Consider the following 24,228-nt stretch of genomic DNA (forward strand, 5'->3'; position numbering starts at 1 on the left):
GACATATCAGTTACCGGCCTCACCGATACGCTCAGCCTGCTGCAAATTTTCTTTAGTGATAAGCGTTGGCGGGTAGTCAGCCCCGGTGATCGCAGTCTTCTCACGGACGTTATTCACCAACTGGCTCATGGCCGTTTTCACCGCAAAGCCAGGACGTTGATCCGCCGTCACTGCCAGCCAACCGTCGCGCACACGCGCCAGTGCTTCCGGCACGGCATCGAATCCCGTGACCAGAACTTCACCCGGCTTCAGTCCTTGCCCCTGTAACGCTTCAATCGCGCCCAGCGCCATATCGTCGTTAGCGGAGAGGATCACCTGCGGACGCTTCGGCAGCGAAGGCAGCACGCTTTCAACAATGCGCATCCCTTCAGAACGCATCCAGTTACCGGTCTGATCGGCAACGATCTTGTACTTTTCACCACCCGCCTTCAGGCTGTCGCGAATACCTTTAGTACGTTCAATGTTGGAGGAGGAGCCTGGCTGGCCGGTCAGCAGAATAATGTCTGCCCCGTCTGGGAATTTGGTTTTGACAAAGTCGCCAATCGCCTGGCCGCCTTTGTAGTTGTTCGCGCCGAAGTGTGGCACTTTTTTCTGGCTGTCAACGGAGCGGTCGAGCGTGACCACGGGCAGTTTCGCATCCTGAATTTCATCTACCGCGCTGGATACCGCGTTGACATCGTTCGGCGAAACAATAAAGCCCTGTGCGCCACGAGTTATGGCGTTTTCCAGGTCAGCGACCTGTTTTGGCGAGCTACCCTGCCCGTCCAGGACCTGTAAATTCACGCCCATCTCTTTTGCGGCTTTCACCGCCGTGCGCTGCATGTGAACTTCAAATGGCATCGCCAGGTTTGGCGTACTGAAAACAATTTGCTCGTTTTCAGCAATGGCTGCCCCGGATGTCATGGCGATGAGGACAGCTAAGATCAGTTTTTTCATTATTATGTCTCTCTGTGTAGGGTAGGTTGTGGTGACAATCAGAGGAGAACTTCACGCTGGCTATGCAGTGACTCCAGCGCTTTATCCGCCAGATACAGCGCACGCTCGCCATCGTCCCCGCTGCAATCAGGGACCGCTTCGCCGCGCAGTACCGCAACAAAGTGTTCCCATTCCGCGGCATAGGCCGATTTATAACGCTGCAGGAAGAAGTGTTCAGGTAACGCGCTGGTGCAGCCCTGTTTGCCGTAGTGCTGCACCTGGTTTTCGAGAATATTGCCCGCGCACAGCAGCCCTTCAGAGCCGTGCAGCTCAAGGCGCTGATCGTATCCGTAAGAAGAACGGCGGCTGTTGACGATGGTCGCCATCGCGCCGGAGGCGTATTTCAGTACGATGAACGCGGTGTCGATATCGCCCGCTTCGCCAATCGCCGGATCCACCAGATTGCTGCCCTGGGCATACACCGAAACCGGCTCTTCGCCCATGATAAAGCGCGCCATATCAAAATCGTGGATGGTCATATCGCGGAACATACCGCCGGACACACGCACATATTCCGCAGGCGGCGGCGACGGATCGCGGGAGATGATCAGCAGCGATTCCGGTTTACCGATACGCCCGGCCAGTGCATCAGTTTTCACGCGGCGAAACTGCGGATCGAAGCGGCGGTTGAAACCGATAAACAATGGTACGTCGTACTCTTTGACCACTTTCAGGCAGTCGCGTACACGGGCCAGATCCAGGTGGACCGGTTTTTCACAGAAGATGGCTTTGCCGTGGCGTGCGGCCATTTCAATCAGATCCGCGTGGGTATCGGTCGCGGAGGCAATCAGCACGGCGTGAACGTTAGGGTCCGTCATCGCCTCATCCAGGCTTTGCAAACGAGCCTGGTACTGTGTGGCAAGACGAGTGGCAAATTCCTGATTCGGGTCGACGACCGACCAGAGGGTAGTAGCACTGTGACTGGCAATGTTAGCTGCATGTACCTGGCCAATTCGGCCAGCGCCCAGTAAAGCAATGTTAAACATAACGGCTCCCGGTGTTGGTGAATGCGATGAACTAACGACCCTTTAAATAAAACATTTATTTCATTTTTATAAATAGTGAAAATTATGTTTTTGGGTGCAAGTTAACACTTTTGAGATGATCGAGATAAAATTTGTTATCAATATCACAACATAAAGACAGGAAAGATGAAGGAATTGGCCCTCCTTCCGTTCAGGAAGGAGGTGATGGATGAAGAGAAAGGAAAAATGAAATGAAAATTTCGTTGTTGCAGGTTGCCGGATGACGACGCTAACGCCTTATCCGGCCAGGAGATAGAATCCGCTGTAGGCCGGATAAGCGCTGCACCATCCGGCATTAATCGCTTTTAGTACTGACGTGCGTTTTTCACCTGCTCAAACGTCTGCTCAGCCGCTTTTCGCACCGACGGAGAGTCTGCCACCTGCGCATCGCCAGTACGCCACCAGGAGGCATAGTCGTGGGTCATGGTTTTCGGCAGAACTTTGATATCCAGCAGCACAGGCCCTGAATGCACACGGGAGGCTTCCAGCGCCGCCAGCAGACTTTGCTCGTCATGTACGCGCCATGCCCGACAGCCGTAGCTTTCCGCGTTTTTGGCAAAATCGACCTTCACCAACGGTCCATCTAACCGTCCGGTTTGCGGGTTGCGGTGGCGGTTTTCCGTACCGAAACTCCCCATCCCATGCCCCATCTGCAGGTTGTTAATGCACCCGAAGCTGGCGTTATCAAACAACAGGATAGTGACTTTTATCCCCTCCTGAACGGCGGTTTGTAGCTCGGAATGCAGCATCATGTATGAGCCATCCCCCACCATGGCATAAACCGGCTGCCGTGGCTTCGCCAGCCTGGCTCCAATAGCAGCCGCAATTTCATAGCCCATACAGGAGTAGCCGTATTCCAGGTGATAGCTGTCCGGGGTTTTGACCTGCCAGATACGCTGTAAATCGCCAGGCAGCGATCCAGCGGCCCCCACGACGATAGCGTTATCTTCAATGTGCTGATTGATAAGTCCCAGCACCTTCGTCTGGGTCAACCGGGTGTTTAGCGTGTCGCCATATTCCGCCAGCTGAGCGTCAAGATGCCCTGCCACTTCGGGTTCGTCGTCGGGACGCCAGTCGCGATCCCATAAACGTTGGCACTCATCGCGCCAGGCCTCTTGCGCCTGCGTGACCTCCTTCCCCCAATCGCTGCGGTAGTCTTTCAGCGTTTCAGTTAACGCCGTAAGCCCGGTACGGGCGTCGGCGATAAGCGCAGTGGCATCAAGCTTCAGCGCGTCAAACTCCGCCACGTTCAGCAGCAGGAACTCAACCTCCAGATGAGAAAACAGCGCTTTCGAACCGGTGGTAAAGTCGGTGAGGCGCGTACCGATGCCGATCACCAGATCGGCTTTTGGTGCGAGCTGATTCGCTGCCATCCCTCCAGTTACTCCAATGCCTCCGAGATTAAGTGGGTGGTCACTAACCAGTGCGCCTTTTCCGGCCTGAGTTTCGGCAAACGGCAGTTGCAGCGTTTCAACAAACATACGAAACGCCTCATGCGCGCCGGAATATCGTACCCCGCCGCCGCATACCACCAGCGGACGGCGTTTGCGGGCAATCAGCGCCCGCGCCATCGCCAGACGCTGTGGGTCGGGCGGTCGACGTTCAATCAGATGAACGCGGCGCGCAAAGAAACTCTGTGGATAGTCCCAGGCTTCTCCCTGTACATCCTGTGGCAGGCAGATGGTCACGGCACCAGTATCTGCGGGGTCAGTAAGCGTTCGCATCGCGTTTAGCATCGCACTCATTAACTGCTCCGGGCGGTTAATCCGGTCCCAGTAACGCGAGACCGGGCGGAAGCAGTCGTTGGTGCTGATGCCAAGGTCATGGTATTGCTCAATTTGCTGCAATACCGGGTCCGGCTGACGGCTGGCGTATACATCCCCGGGCAACAGCAACAGCGGAATACGGTTCGCCGTTGCGGTCGCCGCGGCAGTCACCATATTCGCCGCTCCCGGCCCAACCGATGACGTCACGGCAAAAATACGCTGGCGCCGATGCTGTTTGGCGAATCCGGTCGCCATGTGCGCAATTCCCTGCTCATTACATCCCTGCATCACCTGCAAATGACCGGGATCCTGCTCAAGCGCCTGGCCAATGCCAAGCACATTACCGTGACCAAAGATGGTGGCGACCCCCTCGACAAAGGGCGTTTCCACGCCATCGACAGAGATATATTGTTGATTAAGGAATTTGACCAGCGCCTGAGCCATGGTCATACGTTCGGTTTGCATAAACCCTCCTGTCAGCCCAGCGTTGGCATGGAGAACGCTGCCCCTGTGTCCTGCAGCATCTCCGGCCAGCGTGCGGTGACGGTTTTCATCCGGGTGTAGAAGCGCACGCCATCATTGCCGTGAACATTGAGCGCCCCAAAAATGGACCGCTTCCAGCCGCCAAAACTGTGGAACGCCATCGGCACCGGAATAGGCACGTTAACGCCCACCATGCCCGCCTGCACCTCTTCGCAGAAACGACGCGCACAGCCGCCATCACGTGTGAAAATTGCCGTGCCGTTACCATATTCATGACGGTTAATCAGTTCCACCGCGCTGCTGTAATCTGCTACGCGCACCACAGAAAGCACCGGTCCAAAAATCTCTTCTTTATAAATGGTCATCTCCGGCGTGACGTTATCAAACAGGGTCGGCCCAACAAAATAACCCTGTTCATGGCCTTTAACGCTAAAACGTCGACCATCCACGCGCAGACTGGCTCCTTGAGATTCCCCACTGTCGATATACCCGAGCACTTTATTCCGATGTAACGAGGAGATAAGCGGTCCCATTTCGTTTTCCGGTGTCTGATCAAGCCCCGGCCCGACACGCAGCGCCGCAATCTGTTTTTCCAGTCTCGAGCACAGCTCATCTGCCGTTTTATCACCCACCGCCAGCACGACAGAAAGCGCCATGCAGCGTTCACCCGCCGCGCCGTAAGCGGCCCCCATAATGGCGTTGGTAGCCATATCCATGTCGGCATCCGGCATTAAAATGCAGTGATTTTTAGCACCACCTAACGCCTGGCAACGCTTACCGTGGGCTGACGCTGTCTGATAAATGTATTCCGCAATCGGCGTAGAGCCGACAAAGCTCACGGCTTGCACGCGCGGGTCAGTCAGCAGCACGTCGACGGACTCTTTATCTCCCTGTACGACGTTGAACACGCCGTCCGGCAGGCCCGCCTCTTGCAGCAGTTTCGCCAGAGCCAGGGCGAGAGAAGGATCTTTTTCCGAGGGTTTCAGCACAAAGGTATTCCCGGTTGCCAGCGCGATGGGGAACATCCACATCGGTACCATTGCCGGAAAGTTAAACGGCGTGATCCCGACGCAAACCCCGAGAGGTTGCATCAGCGAATGGCTATCGACGCCGGTGCCTACATTGGCTGAGTGTTCGCCCTTTTGCAGATGTGGGATGCCGCAGGCAAACTCCACCACTTCCAGGCCGCGGGTCAGCTCACCAACTGCGTCAGAGAACACCTTGCCATGCTCTTCGCTGATGATGCGAGCCAGCCTCTCCATGTTTTCTTCCAACAGCGCCTTAAAGCGGAACATCACTCGCGCACGTTTTAACGGAGAATGGCGCGCCCACCCGGGGAATGCGTCGTGCGCTGCCGCAATGGCCTGCTCGGTTTCCTGTGTCGTACTCATCACCACCTGGCGGATCTGCTCGCCGGTGGCCGGGTTGAAGATTGCCTGAACGCGCTGGCCTGAACCGGTGACACATTCGCCGTGGATAAAATTCGCTACTGTCTCCATCCTTAACCTCTCGCTGTTGATACGTGACTGTTACCTGAACACTGTTATCTGTGTACTATATATGAAACAAACATTCCATTTTAAGTTGAAATAAAATAAATAATGATTAATGTGATCAAGGATGGGTTTTTATGTTAACAAGCGGAATCGCATGATTAGCGTGCACTGGCAGAACGTTTCAGAGAACGGCAAACCTGAAGCTTTTGTTTCGTTTTTACAGCCAGATGAATGAGTGACATTTCAAAGACGCGGTTTTGCGTTTAGAATCATAAAACTATGTACCAGGAGGTAAAATGACAACAGCAACCAGCCTGAACGAGCTGCAGCAGCAAATCCGCGATCGCTACGATAGCCTGAGTAAGCGGCTGCAGCAGGTGTCCCGCTATGTGCTGGATAATACCAATAGCGTGGCCTTTGATACGGTTGCCGTCATTGCTGAACGTGCCGGAGTGCCACCCTCAACGCTGATCCGCTTCGCCAATGCCTTTGACTTCACCGGCTTCAACGAAATGAAACAGCTGTTTCGTATGAACCTGGTGGAGGAAACCGCCAGCTACAGCGACCGCGCGCGCATGTTCCGTGAGATGGAAAGCGAAGCCGTGCCGGAAACCCCGCTCGATATCCTGCAGGAGTTCGCCCGTTCGAATACCCAAGCGCTCCAGCAGCTGGCAGCCCGTGCCGAACCTGAAATGCTGGAACGCGCCGTACAATTGCTGGCAGAAGCCGACACCATTTACATCGCCGGTCTACGTCGTTCGTTTAGCGTCGCCGCCTATCTCACCTACGCCCTGAGCCATCTTGAGTGTCGCCCTATTTTGCTCGACGGAATGGGCGGAATGCTGCGCGAGCAAATTAACCGCATTAAAGCGCGCGATATCGTGGTGTCGATAAGCTTCTCGCCTTATGCGGAAGAAACGGTGATGGTCAGCGAAACTGCAGCCAATGCCGGCGCGCGCCAGATCGTGATTACCGACAGCCAGATAAGCCCGCTGGCAACATTCAGCGATCTCTGCTTTGTGGTGAAAGAGGCGCAGGTCGACGCGTTTCGCTCCCAGTCAGCGACGCTGTGCCTGGTACAGTCACTGGTCGTGGCGCTGGCTTACCGGCTAGGTGACGGGAGTAATGAACGCGGTCATTCTGTCGGTTGATGAGCGCCGCGAAAATTGATGATCCGCTTTATTACATTCCCGCCAGCGTGACGTGAAATCGTGATGTCTGCAGTTACTTTTATGGTCGTTGAAAATATCGCCATCATTCAGCGACCGGATAAAATACAATCCGTTATTACCATGAGCTACAATTATATTAATTTTAGATAATCAACAATGCGTCTGCTGACAATAATACGCAAAGGTTTACTATAGCCCTGTCTTTTTTAAGCAGGAAAGTAAAATGAAAAATACAAAAGGGTTGATGATTATTGCCCTTGCTTTCACCCTGGCATCATGTGCCGCCATTCCTGAGAATATCAAAGGTAATAATCAACCCGATATCCAAAAAAACTTTATCTCCGTGCATAACCAGCCTGGTTTATATACCGGTCAGCAGGCCCGCTTTGGCGGTAAAGTCATCAATGTGATTAACACCAAAAAAGATACGTTGCTGGAAATCGCCGTTTTGCCACTGAACGACTCTGCTAAGCCACAAATTGACGCGAGCTATCAGGGACGTATTCTTGCCCAGCAGAAAGGTTTCCTCGATCCAGTAAACTACAGAAACCATTTCGTGACTATTTTGGGAACAATTCAAGGCGATGAGTCAGGATTCATCAACAAAGTCCCGTACAACTTTGTTAAAGTTGATTTACAAGGTATCCAGGTTTGGCATTTAACTGAGTCTGTCAACACCACTTATAATATGTGGGATTATGGTTACGGTGCGTTCTGGCCAGAGCCGATGTGGGGAGCGCCTTACTACGCTAATACAGTAACTCAGGTAACTCCGGAGCTAGTGAAATAATCCCAGAGGTAAGATGGCGCGACTATATTCCGGAGTCAGGTGTTGGCAAACAACCCTTCTCATTACCCCGCGTTTATCTTATTGCGCCATCCTGCTTCAGGAGATCCTTCGCTTAACATGCATTCTTCCTGTTACATATAATTTTTAACCGCTAATTCTTTAGCGAAGAAATGGGCTTTACCCTTCTCATGCCTGACCATCTTTTGTTATTTACCGACAACTCCCCCACCCTGCATGCAATAAAAGAACATTTGTGTTTACACATTATTCAGGGATTACTATGAACAGAAAATGCTTACTGTTGATACCATTATTCTTTAGTAGCGTCATCATCACCGCCTGCGATAATAAACCTGCAGTAAAAACCACCATGGAGCCCGAGGTCGGCGTTGTTACCTTAGCCCCCTCCTCAGTAAATATTAAAAGTGAACTTCCGGGTCGCGCGCTTGCGTTCGAGATCGCCGAAATCCGCCCTCAGGTTGGTGGGATCATCATAAAACGCAACTTTGTTGAAGGTGATAAAGTCAGCAAAGGAGAATCACTGTATCAAATTGATCCAGCCCCACTGCAGGCACGACTGGACTCAGCCAAAGGCGCGTTGGCAAAGGCACAGGCTACCGCCAATAATGTTCGTCTGACACTAAATCGGCAGTCAGCATTAATAAAATCTAATTACGTCAGCCGCCAGGACTATGACACCACGCTTTCACAGCTTAATGAAGCGCAAGCCAATGTTGCCGTCGCTAAAGCGGATCTTGAACAAGCCACCATCAATCTTCGATACGCCAATGTTACCTCGCCCATTGATGGCATTAGCGGCAAATCTTCCGTGACCGTGGGTGCCCTGGTTACTGCCAATCAGGAAAACTCGCTGGTCACCGTTCAGAGATTAGATCCGATCTATGTTGATTTAACGCAGTCAGTACAGGACTTCTTACGCCTTAAAGAAGAGAAAGCCAACGGCAAAATTGCCCAGCAACAAGGCAAAATTCCGGTTGAGCTGATGCTGGAAAACGGCAAACCCTATCGCCATACCGGTACGCTTGAGTTTTCCGATCCCGCTGTTGATGAGACCACCGGTTCGGTAACCCTGCGCGCCGTATTTCCCAATCCTGAAGGTGAAATTTTACCCGGCATGTATGTCACGGCGTTGCTGGACGAAGGCAGTCAGCAAAACGTGTTGATGGTCCCCCAGCAAGGAATTACGCATAACGAGCAAGGAAAAGCCACCGCGCTGATCCTTGACCAGGAAAACGTAGTGCAACTGCGTGAAATAAACGCAGTGAAGGCCGTTGGTAATCAATGGTTAGTGACCGCGGGATTACGCCCCGGCGATCGGGTCATTGTGTCCGGATTACAAAGAATTCGTCCGGGAAGCAAAGCCCGGGTCCTCCCTTCAAAACTGAACACACCTGACACGGTAGCTGAACAGTAATATTTCAGGTATTAAGGACACTTTCTTCATGGCCAACTTTTTTATTGAGCGCCCGGTTTTCGCCTGGGTGCTCGCTATTATCATGATGTTTACGGGCGGTATCGCGATAATGAACCTGCCAGTCGCCCAATATCCACAAATTGCGCCCCCAACCATTACCATCAGCGCTGCCTACCCCGGGGCAGATGCAAAGACCGTTGAAGACTCCGTCACCCAGGTGATTGAACAGAATATGAACGGTCTTGATGGCCTGATGTATATGTCATCCACCAGCGATGCGGCAGGTAATGCCTCGATTATCCTGACCTTCAAAACGGGTACGTCACCCGATATTGCGCAGGTTCAGGTACAGAATAAACTGCAGCTGGCGATGCCTTCCTTGCCACAGGAAGTACAACAGCAAGGGATCAGCGTTGATAAATCCAGCAGCAATATCTTAATGGTCGCCGGTTTTATCTCTGATAATAACAGCCTGAGCCAATATGATATTGCCGACTATGTAGCCTCGAACATTAAAGATCCGCTAAGCCGCACTGCCGGGGTGGGGAGCGTGCAGTTATTCGGTTCGCAATACGCCATGCGCATCTGGTTGGATCCGCAAAAGCTCGACAAGTATAACCTCACTCCCGAGGACGTCATTACCCAGCTCAAAGTACAGAATAATCAGATATCTGGCGGGCAACTGGGGGGCATGCCTCAGTCAGCCGATCAGCAGTTAAATGCGTCGATAATCGTCCAGACGCGTCTGCAAACAACCGATGAATTTGGCAAGATCTTCCTTAAAGTTCAGCAAGATGGTTCTCAGGTTCTGCTGCGTGATGTCGCACGCATTGAGCTGGGTGCGGAAAATTATGCCACGGTTGCACGTTACAACGGCAAACCCGCCGCCGGGATTGCGATTAAACTTGCCGCAGGCGCCAATGCCCTTGAAACGTCCCAGGCTGTTAAACAAGAGCTGAACAGATTATCAGCCTGGTTTCCGGCCAGCATGAAAACCGTTTATCCCTATGACACCACGCCGTTTATCGAAATTTCGATTCAGGGTGTTTTTCATACTTTGATCGAGGCAATCATTCTGGTATTCCTCGTCATGTACCTGTTTTTGCAAAGTTTTCGTGCGACGCTTATCCCCACTATCGCCGTTCCGGTGGTTATCCTCGGCACCTTTGCCATTCTCGACGTCGCCGGTTTTTCGATTAATACGCTCACGATGTTTGGCATGGTGCTGGCGATAGGGTTGTTAGTCGATGATGCTATCGTGGTGGTTGAGAACGTAGAACGTATTATTGCTGAAGAGCACTTGTCTCCAAAAGCGGCAACGCATAAAGCAATGGGCCAGCTCCAGAGGGCGCTGGTTGGTATTGCCGTCGTGTTATCCGCCGTATTTATGCCGATGGCATTTATGAGCGGCGCAACAGGAGAAATTTTCCGTCAGTTTTCCATCACCCTGATCTCCTCTATGCTGCTGTCGGTGTTTGTGGCGATGAGCCTGACGCCAGCACTCTGCGCCATGCTGTTAAAAGCACACGATGACGAGCAGGCAAATACGCATTTTCTGTTTACCCGATTCAATCATTTCATGGAGAAATGCACTCAGCACTACACGGACAGCACCCGAAAACTGTTACGTTGCACGGGCCGTTACATGGTCGTTTACTTAGTCATTGGCGCGGGCATGATGGTGCTGTTTTTACGTACGCCGACCTCCTTTTTGCCTGAAGAAGACCAGGGGGTATTCATGACCACGGCGCAATTGCCCTCAGGTTCAACGATGGTGAACACCAGCAAAGTGCTCGGGGAAATAACGGACTACTACCTGACGAAAGAACAGAAAAACGTTGCTTCTGTTTTCACCGTCGGCGGATTTGGTTTCAGCGGTCAGGGACAAAACAATGGCCTGGCATTTATCAGCCTGAAGCCGTGGTCAGAACGCGTTGGCGAAGAAAACTCGGTTACCGCCATTATTCGACGGGCAATGATGGCCTTAAGTACCATCAATAATGCTGTCGTTTATCCGTTCAATTTACCGGCGGTCGCGGAATTGGGCACCGCATCAGGGTTTGATATGGAGTTGCTGGATAACGGTAATCTTGGGCATGAAAAAATGATGCAGGCCCGAAACGAGCTTTTGGCTCTGGCCAACCAGTCCTCAGGTGAGGTCGACGGGGTGCGCCCAAACGGCCTGGAAGATACGCCGATGTTCCGCATTCACGTCGACGCCAAAAAGGCTGAAGCTATGGGCGTTGCGTTATCGGATATTAATCAGACCATCTCCACCGCGTTCGGTAGTCGCTATGTCAATGATTTCTTGAACCAGGGGCGCGTAAAAAAAGTGTATGTCCAGGCCGATACGCCGTTCCGTATGTTGCCGGACAATATCAATCACTGGTATGTACGTAATGCCTCTGGTGCGATGACCCCGCTTTCCGCCTACTCATCAACCGAGTGGACCTACGGCTCTCCACGCCTTGAACGCTATAATGGTCAGCCAGCAATGGAGATTCTGGGCCAGCCGGTAGAAGGGAAAAGCAGCGGTGATGCGATGAAATTTATGGCATCACTGATTAATAAACTGCCCGCAGGCGTCGGTTATGCCTGGACCGGTCTTTCTTATCAGGAGGCGCTATCCACAAACCAGGCACCAATGCTGTACGGCATTTCGCTGATCGTCGTATTTCTGGCGCTGGCGGCGCTGTATGAAAGCTGGTCGATCCCGTTCTCGGTGATGCTGGTTGTGCCAATCGGGGTGGTCGGCGCGTTGCTGGCCACCGATCTGCGCGGCCTGAGCAATGATGTTTATTTCCAGGTCGGCCTACTCACCACGATGGGGCTATCGGCTAAAAATGCTATTTTGATCGTCGAGTTTGCCGTCGAGATTATGCAGAAAGAAGGGAAAACGCCGCTTGAAGCCGCGGTGGAAGCCGCGCAAATGCGCTTACGTCCTATTCTGATGACCTCACTGGCCTTCATCCTGGGGGTAATTCCACTAGCAATAAGCAACGGCGCGGGCTCTGGCGCGCAAAATGCCGTCGGTACGGGGGTTATCGGTGGGATGCTGGCCGCGACGGTACTGGCGATCTATTTTGTTCCAGTGTTCTTTGTTCTCGTTGAAAATACGTTAGCGCGATTTAAAGCTCGACGTTGATCCCCTGCCCTATCCCTGGGTTTAGATTATCAAATCCAGGGATGGGACTTCATTTGCCAGGTCTACAGTTATTAGCGGGCACGGCTATCCAGCGAGTTTCTCGTGGATAGCGGGGTAAACATTACGCAGATTTTCTTGTAGGGGAACAACTGGGGCAGGTACAGAGGTTGTCAATTCTAACTAAAGCCAGGCTATCAAAACGGTTAATCAATAGTGCAGACCGGAACCTTTCAGATTTACAGCCAGTTCACCCAGTTTTGTATTCGGATGCTGATGACACATTTTAACCATTTTCGGTACAGCTTCCGTTTCCACCTCATGCAGGGGAACATAATCATCGCCTTTAAAGTCCGAATTTTTATTAACAATCACAAAGGCAATTGCCGTCTTGTATTGCTGACTCATATCAACGAATTCTTTACAGGTCATATCTTGTGGCGCAGCTTCCGTTGCCTGAGTAGCAAAAGCACGGGTCATTGGCGCCATAACAGAGGTCACAAGAATAGCTGCAGAAACCATCATTTTAATATTCACTATGCGCTCCAGAGGTAGCATTATTTTTTATCGGCGAGCTTATCAGTTTTTACCAGCGTCGCATTCCTACGCAGACTGATAAAAGCTAAAGAACTAAAGATCATCTCGACACCAATAAAAATTGAGGTAAATACATACGATCTGTCGGGATCCATATTCAGCCAGACGCCGGCAATAAGCAGGTCAAAAATACCAATAAAAATGTTCCATCCATAACCCGGACTGTGGAACAGTTTGACCCCAGATGCGATACGAAAAATACCCCCCAGAATAAACAGGCAGCAAAATACCATTGCCAATGAATTCATACCTATCACAGGATTCACCAGGAAACAGTAACCCAGCAGTAACCACGCGATAGCAAAAAAGGCATAGGTAAATTTGGCTTTCAATTGCTTTTTACTTGAGCTAAACAGGCTATAAATAGAATAGAAACCACATACCAGAAACATAAAGCCAGTTGCATAGCTTAAATAAACACCTGCAGCAATCGGATAAATCAAGCAGCAGATGCCACAAATCAACATCAACACCGCCATAATCGTCGCATGCTTTTTATAATGAACGAGTGTTTTTTCATTAAACGCTCTCAGGCTACGCTGATTAAAAACAAACATACATCCTCCGTTATACATAAACGCAATGTAACCTGTTGACACAAGAATTATTACTCACTCAACATATGTTACTTACAATGGAATGATAAGACTTCCGCTAAGGAAGCGTATATAAGAACAAGAGAATGTCGCTATGCGTATATTCCTACACATGTCAGACATCTGACACTTGTAAGATTAAACGGTCATTATTCTATCGTGGTTCTGATTTCGCTCTTTAACATTATTTAATATGCTTATTGCGTTTGGTGACATATACCAAATTTATTCAGGAGAAAGTAATGAAAAAGATTATTCTTGCGGGTGTGCTTGCAACCATGATGGGTTCAGCACCAGTGATGGCTGCTACTGCTACCACAACCACTCCGGCGCAAGCTACTACCGCAAATGTTCAAAAAGAAGCTGCCGATATTATGCAGGTCGCAGTGCAAGGCGCAAATGCGATGCGTGATATTCAGCTTGCTCGTTTGGCCCTGTTTCATGGACAGCCTGACAGCGCTAAAAAATTAACCGATGACGCCGCTTCCCTGCTGGCAGGCGACAGCAAAGATTGGGCGAAATTTGTAAAAACTGCGCCTAAAGCCAAGATGATTGACGATCAGTACGTGGTTATTAACGCTACGATCGCGCTGTCAGAAGACTATATTGCCACTCCAGCCAAAGAATCCGCTATCAAAACAGCGAATGGCAAAATGGCCAAAGGCGACTGGAAAGGTGCAGTGGATACCCTGCAACTGGCTGGTATCAGCGTGCTTCAGACCCAATACCTGATGCCCCTGAATCAGACTCGTAAAGCCGTTGCCAGCGCGCAAAAACTGCTGTCTTCCGGTAAGTATTATGAAGCAAACCTTGCGTTAAAAGGTGCTGAAGAAGGTATTGTGATCGATAGTGAGATGATCGGCGCAGGCCAGTAATACTCAGCACTACGGAGTGTTGAACCAGGACTTTCTCTCCTGATCGGGCAGCTACGGCCACCCGATCAGGGGGATTAATGGCTAATCAGACTGTCTATCTCAATCTCAATTTCCCGCATAACAGCAATAATCTTCTGCAATGCCTCCTGGCGTACTGCCAGAGGAAGATCGTCAGGTCGTCTGGATTCGAAAGGTTCGCACAGGTTTTGTAGCGCAGTGATGCCCAGAATTTGCGCCGAGCCATGCAACCGGTGAAGAGCGCGCAAAAACAGCTGAGGTTCATCTTGCAGAACAGCTTTCTCAGCCGCTTGTATATCATTCAGCGTTGCCTCGCGAAATGTCTCGAGAATCTCGTTCATTAGTGCGCGATCGCCGCCGGTATTCTCCGTCAACACATTGAATTTCAAATGCCGGATTGAACAAGGAGACGAATAACCGGTTTCGATTTTACTCAACTCATGTGTCAGTGTCTGAATCGACACAGGCTTGAACAGGCACAAATTCATACCATTTTGCAGGCATCGATCGCGTGACTGTGGAAGTGCGCTGGCCGTCAGTCCCCATATTTGTAAATTCGGCTGTTGACGACGTAGCGAAGCCGCGAGATCAAACCCGTCTTTTTTCGGCATATTTACATCGGTTATCAGCAGATCGTACGATTTTTTTGCCAGTTTTGCTTCTGCTTCCTCCCCATCACACGCTTCATCCACGTTGTAGCCAATGGCATTCAACTGTCGCTTAAGCAGCAGGCGATTGGTTGGGTTGTCGTCTGCAATCAAAATAGACAGACACGGAAGTGGTAACAGAGTACCAGGCGCATCGCCATCCGGTACAATCGACTGTCGAGCCGTTTCAACCGGCAGCGTTATGGTAAACGTGGTTCCTTGCAACGGGACGCTCATCAACTCCAGCGTCCCACCCATCAGCGTCACCAGTTCTTTACAGATAAATAATCCCAGACCGGAACCGGTTTGTTGACGCCCGCAACGCCCCTGAGCGTAACGATGAAACAGCCCCGCCTGCTCCTCTTCACTAATCCCGCAACCGGTGTCGCTAATGGCAATGGTCAGGGTACCGTGATTCTCCCCGTCAGGCGTCAAACGGGCCGTCACATGAATACTGCCCTGCTCGGTAAACTTCAACGCATTACCTACCAGGTTGGTGAGAATTTGCCGCAAAGCCTGCTGATCGACAAATACCCGTTCGTTTGCTGGCAACTGGCTAACGCAAGCCAGCGTAATTCCTTTCTGTCTGGCTAAAGCATCGAAAGAGTGGCACTGCAATTCAATGAGCTGCGAGAGATCCGTCCATTGAGGAACAACCTGGTATTTACCAGACTCAATCTTATCCAGATCCAGAATCTTACCGATCAGCCCAAGCAATGACTGGGCTGTCGCCCCGGTAAGGGCAATCGCCTCTTTTCGCTGTGCCGGGCTGAGTTCTGAACTCGACAGTAATTCCACAAAGCCAACAATCGAACTTACTGGGGTACGTAATTCATGGCTCATACTCGCCAGAAAGCGACTTTTGGCCTTGGTTGCTTCAATCGCTTTATTCTTTTCGTTTTCCAGTTCTTGAGATAATGCCTCTTTGAGATGAAGCTGCTCTTCCAGTAGCCGCTGAGATAGTTTCCTTTTCTTTACCTCACGGAAGAGTGAGATCCCCCAGATCAGGCTAATCGCTATCAGCAGCAGCGCGAATATCCCCAGTTGATAGAACTGTTTGCTATATCGACTCCATAAATCAACTTGCGTATTGGAAATTTTCGACCACTTCTCCGTCATCTGCAAAATCTCACGTGGCGGTATGGCCTGTAGCGCTTTATCCATAACAGACTTCAACATAGGCTCGTGAGAAGAAATCGCAAAACTTACAGAGGCACCAGGCATATCTGGAAGCCTAAAAAAGTGCATATTTTTCTGATAGTAATGATCGACCATAAACCTTGCTGACAATTCGGTAGCAATTGCCGCATCAGCGCTGCCCTCCTTGACCATGACCATCGCAACACTGCTAGTATCAGCATTAACCCAGGTGGCCTGCGGATAGCGTTGCTTCAGCTCGCTTTCCAGTACATGCCCGGCTGGTAGCGCAATACGTATCGGCCTCTCCAGTAGCGAGTCGGCGGTTTCCTCATGGGAAGTGATCATCACAAATGCCACATTCATCAGAGGATCGCTAAAGGTCGAATTGTGCGGGTTTTGATGAGTGAGCGTGATAGTGGGATACATATCCCACTGTTCGCCGCTTATTTGCTTTGTCTGCTCACTTTTAGAGTTAGCTAAAATGGGTTCAAAATCGAGCCCCGTTTGCAGATGAATAATATTCAGTAAATCGCCAAGAATACCGCGTAATTCACCGCTGCGATCGACCAGCGTATAGGGCGGGTAATCTGGGTTGATTAAAATGCGGATGACATGCTTTTTCTTCAACCACGCTTTTTCCTGAGTGGTGAAAGGTATAGGTGCATTCAGATAGGCAAGGTTGCCGCGGTTCAGCCAGTTCTGCATGACTTGCATATGAATTTCATTACTGATTGACGTAATGAAACCATCAAGAATATTTCTTAATACAGGCTGATCTTCGTTAACGACAAAATAATTATATTGTTCTTGCTTATCAAAGTAGTGCGTAATAACCAGTGATTGTGAGAAGTATCGAGAGATGCAATGGCTGCTGGTGATATTGTTACCAATATAATATTGGTTATCACCATTCACTACCGAGGCCATGGCCTGATACTCGTCGTCATAAAATGAGACTTTAGCCTCAGGAAAGGCCCCCTGGATAACATCGAGAAAAGGGCAATCCCGCACGCACGCGACGCTAACCTGATGGTTCGTGGTCAGCGGCAGCATAGTGTTTTTTAGCGATGTTACAAGCGTCGGCCACGTCGTCAGCAATACCGAAGTACGCAACAAATTTCCGCCAACATCCTGGCGTCGGGACAGTTGGGTTATCAGCGTATCAACATCGTTATTGGCGAGCGCGGCCAGCGCCTCTTGCTCATTATCATACTGCTTTATAATGATTTTTAGATTGAGGTTCTTTTGCATTAACGCGAGGTAATCTGCGTTAACCCCCCGATAATATTCGCCGCTATTTTGATAAACAATGGGGGAGACTTCAGGTAACCAGGTACCAACAACCAAGGTTTTTTTATGCGCTAACCAGTTTGTTTCTTCCCTGTTCAAGCTGATATTTTGTACTGAAGTATTATAATTACTTTTTAGCTCAACTTGCCGAGCTGAGCTTACACCCGTAGACAACCCGATGGTAAATATGACCATCAAAAAAATAAACAAGCGTTCCAGCATTACTCTATCCTATTTTATTTCTCTGCGCATAATCATAAATTTCCATTAATGATGAACAATCTAATTTTTCCATCAACCGGCTTTTATAGGTACTCACCGTTTTATTACTGATATTCATTTTGCTGGCAATTGAGCTGTAATCCATGCCATTAAGGATATAACGCAATACTCTCATTTCCTGATTCGACAACGTATCAAGCTTATCCTGCTCGCTGACGGATGAACCAGTAAAATGCTCAAGGGAAAAGGGAAAATAGCTATAGCCATTTTTTGCTGCTTCGATTGCGGCAAGAATATTATTCATACCTTCTTTTTTACTCACAAATCCGTTGGCACCGTATTCGGCGCTACGTTTGCCGTAAAAAAATTCATTTTTGGCTGAAATGATAATGATTACACCAGCATAGTGCCGCTTTCTCAGTTGCTCCAGCACTTCGATGCCACTGATACCGGGAATATCTACATCGATAATCAACAGCTCCGGCTTAGTTTTTTCAACGGTTTGAACCACTTGATCTCCGCTGTCGAGTTCGGTGGTCACAGCGATACCATTAGTATCGAGTAAGTTGCGGATGGCAATGCGTGCCAATGGGTGATCGTCAACGATTATCGCGTTCATTGCGTATAAGAATCCCGATAAATAAAGAGAGGCGATGGCTATAGAGCAGGCGAGCCTTCAACATTATAATTTCTGAAAATAAGGCTTTATCAGGTAAATCCTAACATATTCACGCGTATATTTTATTCATTTTTTATAAAAAATGCAGAACAAGGTATAAACGCAACACTGTAATTTACAAATTTTAAACCTTGAGCCTATCTAAATATCAAACCATTAACACAACATAAAAGGAATATTCCTACACACGTAGGACAAATCTCTCATTTATTATGATTTATTCTTAATGCTTTGGGACATATAACCGGGATATTGTTCATCAGAACTGCGAGGGGGATATGCGAATAGCTATCTAAAAATAAATTTCATACCAGGTCAAATATGGAGAACAAGAGTACAAACCTGCTGAATTTAGAGAGAAACTCCCTGCAGCTCTGGAGCAGCAGTGCCACAGGGAGGCAGCGATTAATCAGGCTTTACTGGGCAATGCCCCTACTGCATGCGAGCTTTTGACTGTCAGTGTAACGACGGCAGAACACAACAGTGCGGCAATCATAAAGATAAAGGCGCTGTTATAGCTTCCGCCGCTGCTTTGGATCAACCAGCCGATGATGGGCGCTGATACAACCCCTGCCATCTGGCCGCCAAAGTTAACAATACCGGATGCCCGCCCCATGATGTTGCTGGGAATGGTATCCATCAGAATACCCCAGAACGTTGCCATAGCGAAGAACATGAACAAGGCTGAAATACACTGATAAACCACCGCCATATCTGCACTGCTCACGCTGAAGGTCAGATACAGGAAACCCGCGGCAATAACAGAGGTTACGACATACAGCGTTTTACGCTGGGGTTTGAATTTATCTGAGCAATAACCGCCTAATAATGTTCCACCGGCCCCGAACAGGAAGGGAATGGCCGCCATGACACCGGTCTTTGCCAGAGAAAACTCTCGTACGGTAATCAGGTAGCTTGGCAGCCAGGTTGAAAAACCCCAGAAGGTGATATCAAACAAAAACCAGATACTGGCCATTTGCCAGAGCACCGGCATTTTGAGTACGTCTTTAAACGCGATAGCACTGGTGTTTTGCAGGCTCCCTTGGTCGTCAGCAGCCAGCTCCGCCAGGTCTTGTTGCGTAATGGCAGGGTGATCTTTCGGGTTGTCACGCGTAAATAAGTAGATACCTGCGGCGATAAACAGACCGGGAATACCCAGCACGATAAAAACCATGTGCCAGCCAAATGCCCCGATGATGCTTGCCGCCACGACTACCGCCAGCGCTGGGCCTAAGGTGTTTACCGTTGACTGAATCGCCGTGGCGCGGCCACGTTCTTTCGACGGGAAATAGGTTGATATCATCTTCCATGAGGCCGACGGGAAACATCCCTCACCGATACCAAAGAAGAAACGTACTGCTAACATCAGCGGCAGCGTCAGCACAGCGCCGGTTAAGCTGGTGAACACAGACCACCATGCAATACCAATGGCCATGATTTTTCGCGAGCCAAACTTATCCGCCAGTAATCCTCCGGGAATTTGAAACGCGGCATAACCAATAAAAAAGGCGCTAATAATTAAACCTTGTTGAGTCGTATCAAGATTTAAATCTTTGCCAATATAAGGGAGTGAAACGCTCATCACCATTCTGTCGAGAAAAGAGAGCAGCCACGCCAGCCAGATCAGTGTCAGGACGGTATATCTTGCTTTCCAGGTCTTGGGTTTACCTGAAGGTAAAGACGTTTGTAGGTTCATTGTGATGTCCTTAGGGTGTAGTGATCTACCGCGGCCATAAATAGTCGCGATAGATCCATGCGTGTTTAGCGTTATTTATTAATATTGTTTTCTAATAACCGTACCGCTACAGGCATAACTTTCCGTGCCATTGATTAAGGCAATGCGCCCATTAACCATGACAATTTCAATCCCTTCCGGGTACTGATTGGGTTCAACAAAAGTGCCTTTATCCGCAATGGTGTTCGGATCGAACATCACGATATCCGCTGCATAACCGACCTTCAGCAGTCCGCGATCCTGCAAACCCAATACTTCAGCAGGTTTCCCCGTCATCTTGCGGATTGCCGCTTCCCAGCTCAAACATCCCTCTTCACGGACATATTTACCGAGCACGCGAGGGAATGCGCCAAACACGCGCGGGTGCGGTTTGCCAGCCCCCATCAAGCCATCGGTACAGACGTTTTGTTCAGGTCGACAGAGAAACTTAATCACGTGCTCTTCGGTACCGTAGAAGTCGACCATCCCCACGGCGTTTTCCTCTTCAAAGAGCAGATCGAAGGTGGCGTTGTACGGATCTTTTCCACGCAGCTCGCCCAACTGGACGAGGTTCAAACCGACAGCATCCTGATTTTTTGCCGTTTTCACGCTGGTGACAAAAATCTGGTCCAAACCGGCAAAATCGATAAAGTTATCCCAGCCAGGAATACCCTGCTGAATATCGTCAATCATTTTGGCGCGCAGTTCGGGCGAGGCGAGACGCTCAAGTAATTTGTCCGTACCACCGGAGTGAACCCAGGGCGGCAGGATCACGCCGAGCATCGTGCTGCCCGCCACATACGGATACTGGTCGAAAGAGATACGAATCCCCTCTTTCTGCGCCTGTTCCAGCATGCCCAGCATTTGGTCGATCAGCCCCCAGTTTTTCTTGCCGCAAACCTTCATATGCGAAATATGCAGCCAGACGCCGGTGGCTGTGGCTATATCAATCAGTTCCTGGGTTGAGTTGATAATATCGTCAGCTTCACTGCGCTGATGCACCACAAAAATCCCGTCATATTTCGCCGTGACCTTACACAGTTCAATCATTTCGGCAGTATCACCAAAGGCGCAAGGCATATAGATAAGACCAGTGGAAAGTCCAAATGCCCCGGCTTTTAACTCCCGCTCAAGGACCTCACACATCTTCGCTACGTCTTCACGGGTCGAAGGACGCCCATCCAGGCCCATCGCTTCCATGCGCACGTTGCCATGAGGAACTAAATACGCGAGGTTTGTCGCCGGCTGACGCGATGCCAGCAGATTGAGATAACCGTCTGTATTTTTATATTTCCAGTCAATTTTGTCGGTGTCACCGTCCAGTCCGGCGATATTTTTACGCCAGGCTGGAATATATTCTTCCGGTAGCGGTGCTAAGGCGACGCCATCCTGGCCCAACAGTTCGGTGGTGATACCCTGACGAATTTTTGCCGACAGCGCGGGGTTAATAATGGCTGACAGGTCAGAGTGCGTATGGGTATCAATAAAGCCAGGGCAAACTATTTTTCCTGTTGCATCAATAACCTGCTCATTGACACCAACCTCAATTTGGCCGATTGCGACAATACGTCCTTCATCAACCATCACATCGGCAATTCTGCCTTCACTGCCCGTCCCATCAATTACATTTCCGTTTTTGAAAATGGTTTTCATCGTTATTCTCCATGGCGGTGCTGCTGAGCTACACCGCCTGTAAGGTAAGAGGTGGTTATCTTTATTTTTATTGGCGATAGAGTGTCTGGATAATGCTGTAATAGCCGCTGGCCGAGCCGGTTAATTGCTCGATCTCGATATACTCATCAATGGTGTGTGCCAGGTTTTCTCGTGAAGGACCGAAGCCGATGGTTTTGATTCCCGCTTCGCCCGCATAGTGGCTGCCGTTGGTACAAAATGAGTACTGCGTAATGGTTGGATTAAAGCCAGCCTCGCGAACGCCCGCCAACGCTGCCTGCACGAATTCGTCGGACTCGTCGTACACCCAGCCAGGGAAGAACCGCTCTCCCTCAATAGTGGCGCCGGTATAGCAAGACTCCTGACCCACCGCGTAGGACACTCGGGCCTTAAACTGCGGATCCTGAGCAATAAGTTCCGCAAGCGCATTTTCCAGCGGAGCAATCACGCTTTCTTTGGTTTCACCCACCAGCAAACGGCGATCGTAGGTTGCGCGACAGTAATCCGGTACCACCGAGGCCCCCGGGTACGGCGAAGATTTAATGTCGGTCAGTTCCAGAATGCCTGGCCCCAGAACCGGATGCGTTGGCGGCGTGATCGTGCGAATTTTGTCGATCAATTGCGCCATTTTGTACACCGCGTTAATCCCCGCCTGCGGGTTAGCGGAGTGCGCGGGTTTACCAAAGGTTTCGACCACAATTTCAGCGCGGCCACGTTGACCAATTTTCAGGTTTAACTCGGAAGCTTCACCGATGATCACGTAGTCTGGCTTATAGCGCTCGCTGACCAGGCGAGCGGCAATACCTTCAAAACACTCTTCATGCACGATGCACGCAACGTAGATTTTCCCGGCAAAATTTCGCTGATTGTCCTGACCGAAAAAGCCCACGGCGGAGATCATCGCCGCCACGGCACCTTTCATGTCAGTTGTGCCGCGACCATAAATTTTGCCATCTTCAATATCGCCGCCGTATGGGTTGCGGGACCACTTCTCTTCGTTCACCGGCACGGTATCGATATGACCATCGAGAACCAACGTTTTCCCTGGCTGGTTGCCGACAATACCGCCAACAATGTTGCCGTACTTATCAACGTGGATGTCATCGAATTGGTAATGCTGCATCATTGTTTTTATGGCATTAACCACTTCACCTTCCTGACCGGAATAACTTTTTTGTTGGATCAGCGCCTGACAGTTTTTAATGACTTCTTCAATGCGGTTTGCAGATAACATGGGTTTCTCCGTTATATCTCTTAATCAGGGAATTATTTGTTGATGCCCGGGTACTGTCCGCCCCAGACAATATCCAGATATTGTTGCGGGTCGGTATCCCCTTCGGTGCTGACTAACAGCACGCGAGAGTGCGCATCCAGCCCCAGTTGCTCACGCGTTTGCGCCAGTTCAGGTGAGGTCATCAACAGCGCCAGCAGACCGGTAGTAACCGCACCTGACTCACCCGAAATAATCTGCGGATCGCCTGCCAGCGGGTTGCCCAACATGCGCATGCCTAACGCTGCAACTTCATCAGGGCAGGAAGCAAATGCGTTGGCATAGTCGCGCAGCAGTTTCCAGCCGATACTGTTCGCCTCACCGCAGGCGAGACCGGCCATCACGGTTTGTAAATCACCGCCCACCGCAATGGCATCCCCCTCTTTCGAACGGGCTGAGCGGTAGAGGCAATCGGCAATTAACGCTTCGGCGACGATTACTTTCGGGCGATTCTCCCCCCAGGCTGCCGTCACCATTCCCTGAACCATGCCGGCGAACGAGCCGACGCCTGCCTGCACAAAAATGTGAGTCGGCGCAACCTGATGCAGCTGATCTATCGCCTCCAGCATCAGCGTGCCGTAGCCCTGCATAATCCACTGCGGGATCTTTTCGTATCCTTCCCAGGCGGTATCCTGCACGACAATCCAGCCATACTTTTCGGCCTGCTCTGCGGTCATACGAACCGCATCGTCATAGTTCATATCGACGATCTCAGCGGTAGCGCCTTCGTTACGGATAGAGGTCAGACGTTGCTGCGAAGAGCCCTTTGGCATATAAACTACGGCGTTTTGCTTCAGTTGGCGCGCCATCCATGCCACGCCGCGACCGTGGTTGCCATCAGTGGTGGTAGCAAACGTGACGGTTTGCAGATCGTGGCGTACCTCTTCGCTGGTCATCACGTCAAACGGCAGTTCACTGATATCCTTACCAACTAATTCAGCGATATGGCACGCCATCGCATAGGAGCCACCCAGCGCTTTGAAGGCTTTCAGGCCAAAACGCTGAGATTCATCTTTGAGGTAGATATTTTTTACGCCCAGTTTTTGTGCAAGCGCCGGTAGCGTATATAGCGGCGTCGGCGCGTAGCCCGGAATAGACCGATGAAAATTCAACGCTTTTACCAGTTCCTGGCGGCTAAACGGTGCCAGCGGCGCGTTCGGATGTTCGGTAAACGGTGTCTGGTTGATAAAAAATGATAAGTTTTCCTGCATCATAAAACCTCATT

At 50.3% G+C, this 24,228-nt stretch carries 17 protein-coding genes; 5 read left to right on the forward strand and 12 right to left on the reverse strand.

Translation table 11 applies throughout. The features are described from left to right. Window positions 1-6: 6 nt before the first annotated feature. From SK34_RS06100 to SK34_RS06115, 4 genes are all read right to left on the reverse strand, one after another. Window positions 7-936, reverse strand: coding sequence for a sugar ABC transporter substrate-binding protein (locus tag SK34_RS06100; protein ID WP_032949851.1), 930 nt, complete (start codon window positions 934-936; stop codon window positions 7-9). Window positions 937-974: 38 nt separating this feature from the next. Beyond that, complete coding sequence (gene iolG / locus SK34_RS06105) at window positions 975-1,961, reverse strand: inositol 2-dehydrogenase (protein WP_003845960.1); 987 nt, start codon at window positions 1,959-1,961, stop codon at window positions 975-977. A 344-nt stretch (window positions 1,962-2,305) separates the two neighbouring features. After that, complete coding sequence (iolD, locus tag SK34_RS06110) at window positions 2,306-4,231, reverse strand: 3D-(3,5/4)-trihydroxycyclohexane-1,2-dione acylhydrolase (decyclizing) (protein WP_048232640.1); 1,926 nt, start codon at window positions 4,229-4,231, stop codon at window positions 2,306-2,308. Between the two features lie 11 nt (window positions 4,232-4,242). Then, complete coding sequence (locus tag SK34_RS06115) at window positions 4,243-5,748, reverse strand: CoA-acylating methylmalonate-semialdehyde dehydrogenase (RefSeq protein WP_044713261.1); 1,506 nt, start codon at window positions 5,746-5,748, stop codon at window positions 4,243-4,245. A 293-nt stretch (window positions 5,749-6,041) separates the two neighbouring features. Between SK34_RS06115 and SK34_RS06120 the strand changes: the two genes are divergently transcribed. The 4 genes from SK34_RS06120 (at window position 6,042) to SK34_RS06135 (ending at window position 12,287) form a co-directional block, all read left to right on the forward strand. Then, a complete protein-coding gene (locus tag SK34_RS06120; RefSeq protein ID WP_003839777.1) occupies window positions 6,042-6,896 on the forward strand; it encodes a MurR/RpiR family transcriptional regulator in 855 nt (284 codons plus the stop codon). Between the two features lie 244 nt (window positions 6,897-7,140). Then, window positions 7,141-7,707 (forward strand): Slp family lipoprotein, encoded by a 567-nt coding sequence (locus SK34_RS06125; RefSeq protein WP_003839775.1) that lies wholly within the window; start codon window positions 7,141-7,143, stop codon window positions 7,705-7,707. Window positions 7,708-7,987: 280 nt separating this feature from the next. Then, window positions 7,988-9,142, forward strand: a complete 1,155-nt coding sequence (locus SK34_RS06130; RefSeq protein WP_003839773.1) for an efflux RND transporter periplasmic adaptor subunit — start codon at window positions 7,988-7,990, stop codon at window positions 9,140-9,142. A gap of 28 nt (window positions 9,143-9,170) precedes the next feature. Then, window positions 9,171-12,287, forward strand: coding sequence for an efflux RND transporter permease subunit (locus tag SK34_RS06135; protein ID WP_003839771.1), 3,117 nt, complete (start codon window positions 9,171-9,173; stop codon window positions 12,285-12,287). 207 nt (window positions 12,288-12,494) lie between these two features. On the opposite strand, the gene SK34_RS06140 is transcribed toward SK34_RS06135, so the two are convergent. After that, window positions 12,495-12,842, reverse strand: coding sequence for an HdeA/HdeB family chaperone (locus SK34_RS06140; RefSeq protein WP_008321512.1), 348 nt, complete (start codon window positions 12,840-12,842; stop codon window positions 12,495-12,497). Then, entirely contained in the window at window positions 12,842-13,438 is a 597-nt protein-coding gene (locus SK34_RS06145; protein ID WP_032949861.1) for a DUF308 domain-containing protein, read from the reverse strand. The genes SK34_RS06140 and SK34_RS06145 overlap by 1 nt, the downstream gene beginning before the upstream one ends. Window positions 13,439-13,719: 281 nt before the next feature. On the opposite strand from SK34_RS06145, the gene SK34_RS06150 reads away from it, so the two are divergent. Next, the gene (locus SK34_RS06150) at window positions 13,720-14,352 is read left to right on the forward strand and encodes a YfdX family protein (RefSeq protein ID WP_044713267.1); all 633 of its coding nucleotides are present in this window, start codon (window positions 13,720-13,722) and stop codon (window positions 14,350-14,352) included. Between the two features lie 74 nt (window positions 14,353-14,426). On the opposite strand, the gene SK34_RS06155 is transcribed toward SK34_RS06150, so the two are convergent. The 6 genes from SK34_RS06155 to dpaL all read right to left on the reverse strand — a co-directional run bounded on the left by SK34_RS06155 (window position 14,427) and on the right by dpaL (window position 24,214). Next, a complete protein-coding gene (locus SK34_RS06155) occupies window positions 14,427-17,669 on the reverse strand; it encodes an ATP-binding protein (protein WP_048232642.1) in 3,243 nt (1,080 codons plus the stop codon). Between the two features lie 4 nt (window positions 17,670-17,673). Next, window positions 17,674-18,288, reverse strand: coding sequence for an acid-sensing system DNA-binding response regulator EvgA (gene evgA, locus SK34_RS06160; protein ID WP_003839762.1), 615 nt, complete (start codon window positions 18,286-18,288; stop codon window positions 17,674-17,676). 469 nt (window positions 18,289-18,757) lie between these two features. Continuing rightward, window positions 18,758-20,044 carry an MFS transporter gene (locus tag SK34_RS06165; RefSeq protein ID WP_003839760.1) on the reverse strand — a complete coding sequence of 429 codons (1,287 nt, stop codon included), beginning with the start codon at window positions 20,042-20,044 and terminating at the stop codon, window positions 18,758-18,760. A 78-nt stretch (window positions 20,045-20,122) separates the two neighbouring features. Then, window positions 20,123-21,715, reverse strand: a complete 1,593-nt coding sequence (locus tag SK34_RS06170; RefSeq protein WP_003839758.1) for an N-acyl-D-amino-acid deacylase family protein — start codon at window positions 21,713-21,715, stop codon at window positions 20,123-20,125. 67 nt (window positions 21,716-21,782) lie between these two features. Further along, on the reverse strand, window positions 21,783-22,967 hold the full coding sequence (locus SK34_RS06175; RefSeq protein ID WP_003839756.1) for a YgeY family selenium metabolism-linked hydrolase: 1,185 nt from the start codon (window positions 22,965-22,967) through the stop codon (window positions 21,783-21,785). A gap of 32 nt (window positions 22,968-22,999) precedes the next feature. Further along, on the reverse strand, window positions 23,000-24,214 hold the full coding sequence (gene dpaL, locus SK34_RS06180; RefSeq protein WP_008321489.1) for a diaminopropionate ammonia-lyase: 1,215 nt from the start codon (window positions 24,212-24,214) through the stop codon (window positions 23,000-23,002). Window positions 24,215-24,228 lie beyond the last annotated feature (14 nt).

Origin of the sequence: Citrobacter sp. MGH104, from assembly GCF_001034485.1 — a bacterium.
Lineage (GTDB): Bacteria > Pseudomonadota > Gammaproteobacteria > Enterobacterales > Enterobacteriaceae > Citrobacter > Citrobacter freundii.

Coding starts and splice junctions, on each gene's coding strand:
- SK34_RS06100 (WP_032949851.1), bottom strand. CDS start 936: ATGAAAAAACTGATCTTAGCTGTCCTCATCGCCATGACATCCGGGGCA.
- iolG (WP_003845960.1), bottom strand. CDS start 1,961: ATGTTTAACATTGCTTTACTGGGCGCTGGCCGAATTGGCCAGGTACAT.
- iolD (WP_048232640.1), bottom strand. CDS start 4,231: ATGCAAACCGAACGTATGACCATGGCTCAGGCGCTGGTCAAATTCCTT.
- SK34_RS06115 (WP_044713261.1), bottom strand. CDS start 5,748: ATGGAGACAGTAGCGAATTTTATCCACGGCGAATGTGTCACCGGTTCA.
- SK34_RS06120 (WP_003839777.1), top strand. CDS start 6,042: ATGACAACAGCAACCAGCCTGAACGAGCTGCAGCAGCAAATCCGCGAT.
- SK34_RS06125 (WP_003839775.1), top strand. CDS start 7,141: ATGAAAAATACAAAAGGGTTGATGATTATTGCCCTTGCTTTCACCCTG.
- SK34_RS06130 (WP_003839773.1), top strand. CDS start 7,988: ATGAACAGAAAATGCTTACTGTTGATACCATTATTCTTTAGTAGCGTC.
- SK34_RS06135 (WP_003839771.1), top strand. CDS start 9,171: ATGGCCAACTTTTTTATTGAGCGCCCGGTTTTCGCCTGGGTGCTCGCT.
- SK34_RS06140 (WP_008321512.1), bottom strand. CDS start 12,842: ATGCTACCTCTGGAGCGCATAGTGAATATTAAAATGATGGTTTCTGCA.
- SK34_RS06145 (WP_032949861.1), bottom strand. CDS start 13,438: ATGTTTGTTTTTAATCAGCGTAGCCTGAGAGCGTTTAATGAAAAAACA.
- SK34_RS06150 (WP_044713267.1), top strand. CDS start 13,720: ATGAAAAAGATTATTCTTGCGGGTGTGCTTGCAACCATGATGGGTTCA.
- SK34_RS06155 (WP_048232642.1), bottom strand. CDS start 17,669: ATGCTGGAACGCTTGTTTATTTTTTTGATGGTCATATTTACCATCGGG.
- evgA (WP_003839762.1), bottom strand. CDS start 18,288: ATGAACGCGATAATCGTTGACGATCACCCATTGGCACGCATTGCCATC.
- SK34_RS06165 (WP_003839760.1), bottom strand. CDS start 20,044: ATGAACCTACAAACGTCTTTACCTTCAGGTAAACCCAAGACCTGGAAA.
- SK34_RS06170 (WP_003839758.1), bottom strand. CDS start 21,715: ATGAAAACCATTTTCAAAAACGGAAATGTAATTGATGGGACGGGCAGT.
- SK34_RS06175 (WP_003839756.1), bottom strand. CDS start 22,967: ATGTTATCTGCAAACCGCATTGAAGAAGTCATTAAAAACTGTCAGGCG.
- dpaL (WP_008321489.1), bottom strand. CDS start 24,214: ATGCAGGAAAACTTATCATTTTTTATCAACCAGACACCGTTTACCGAA.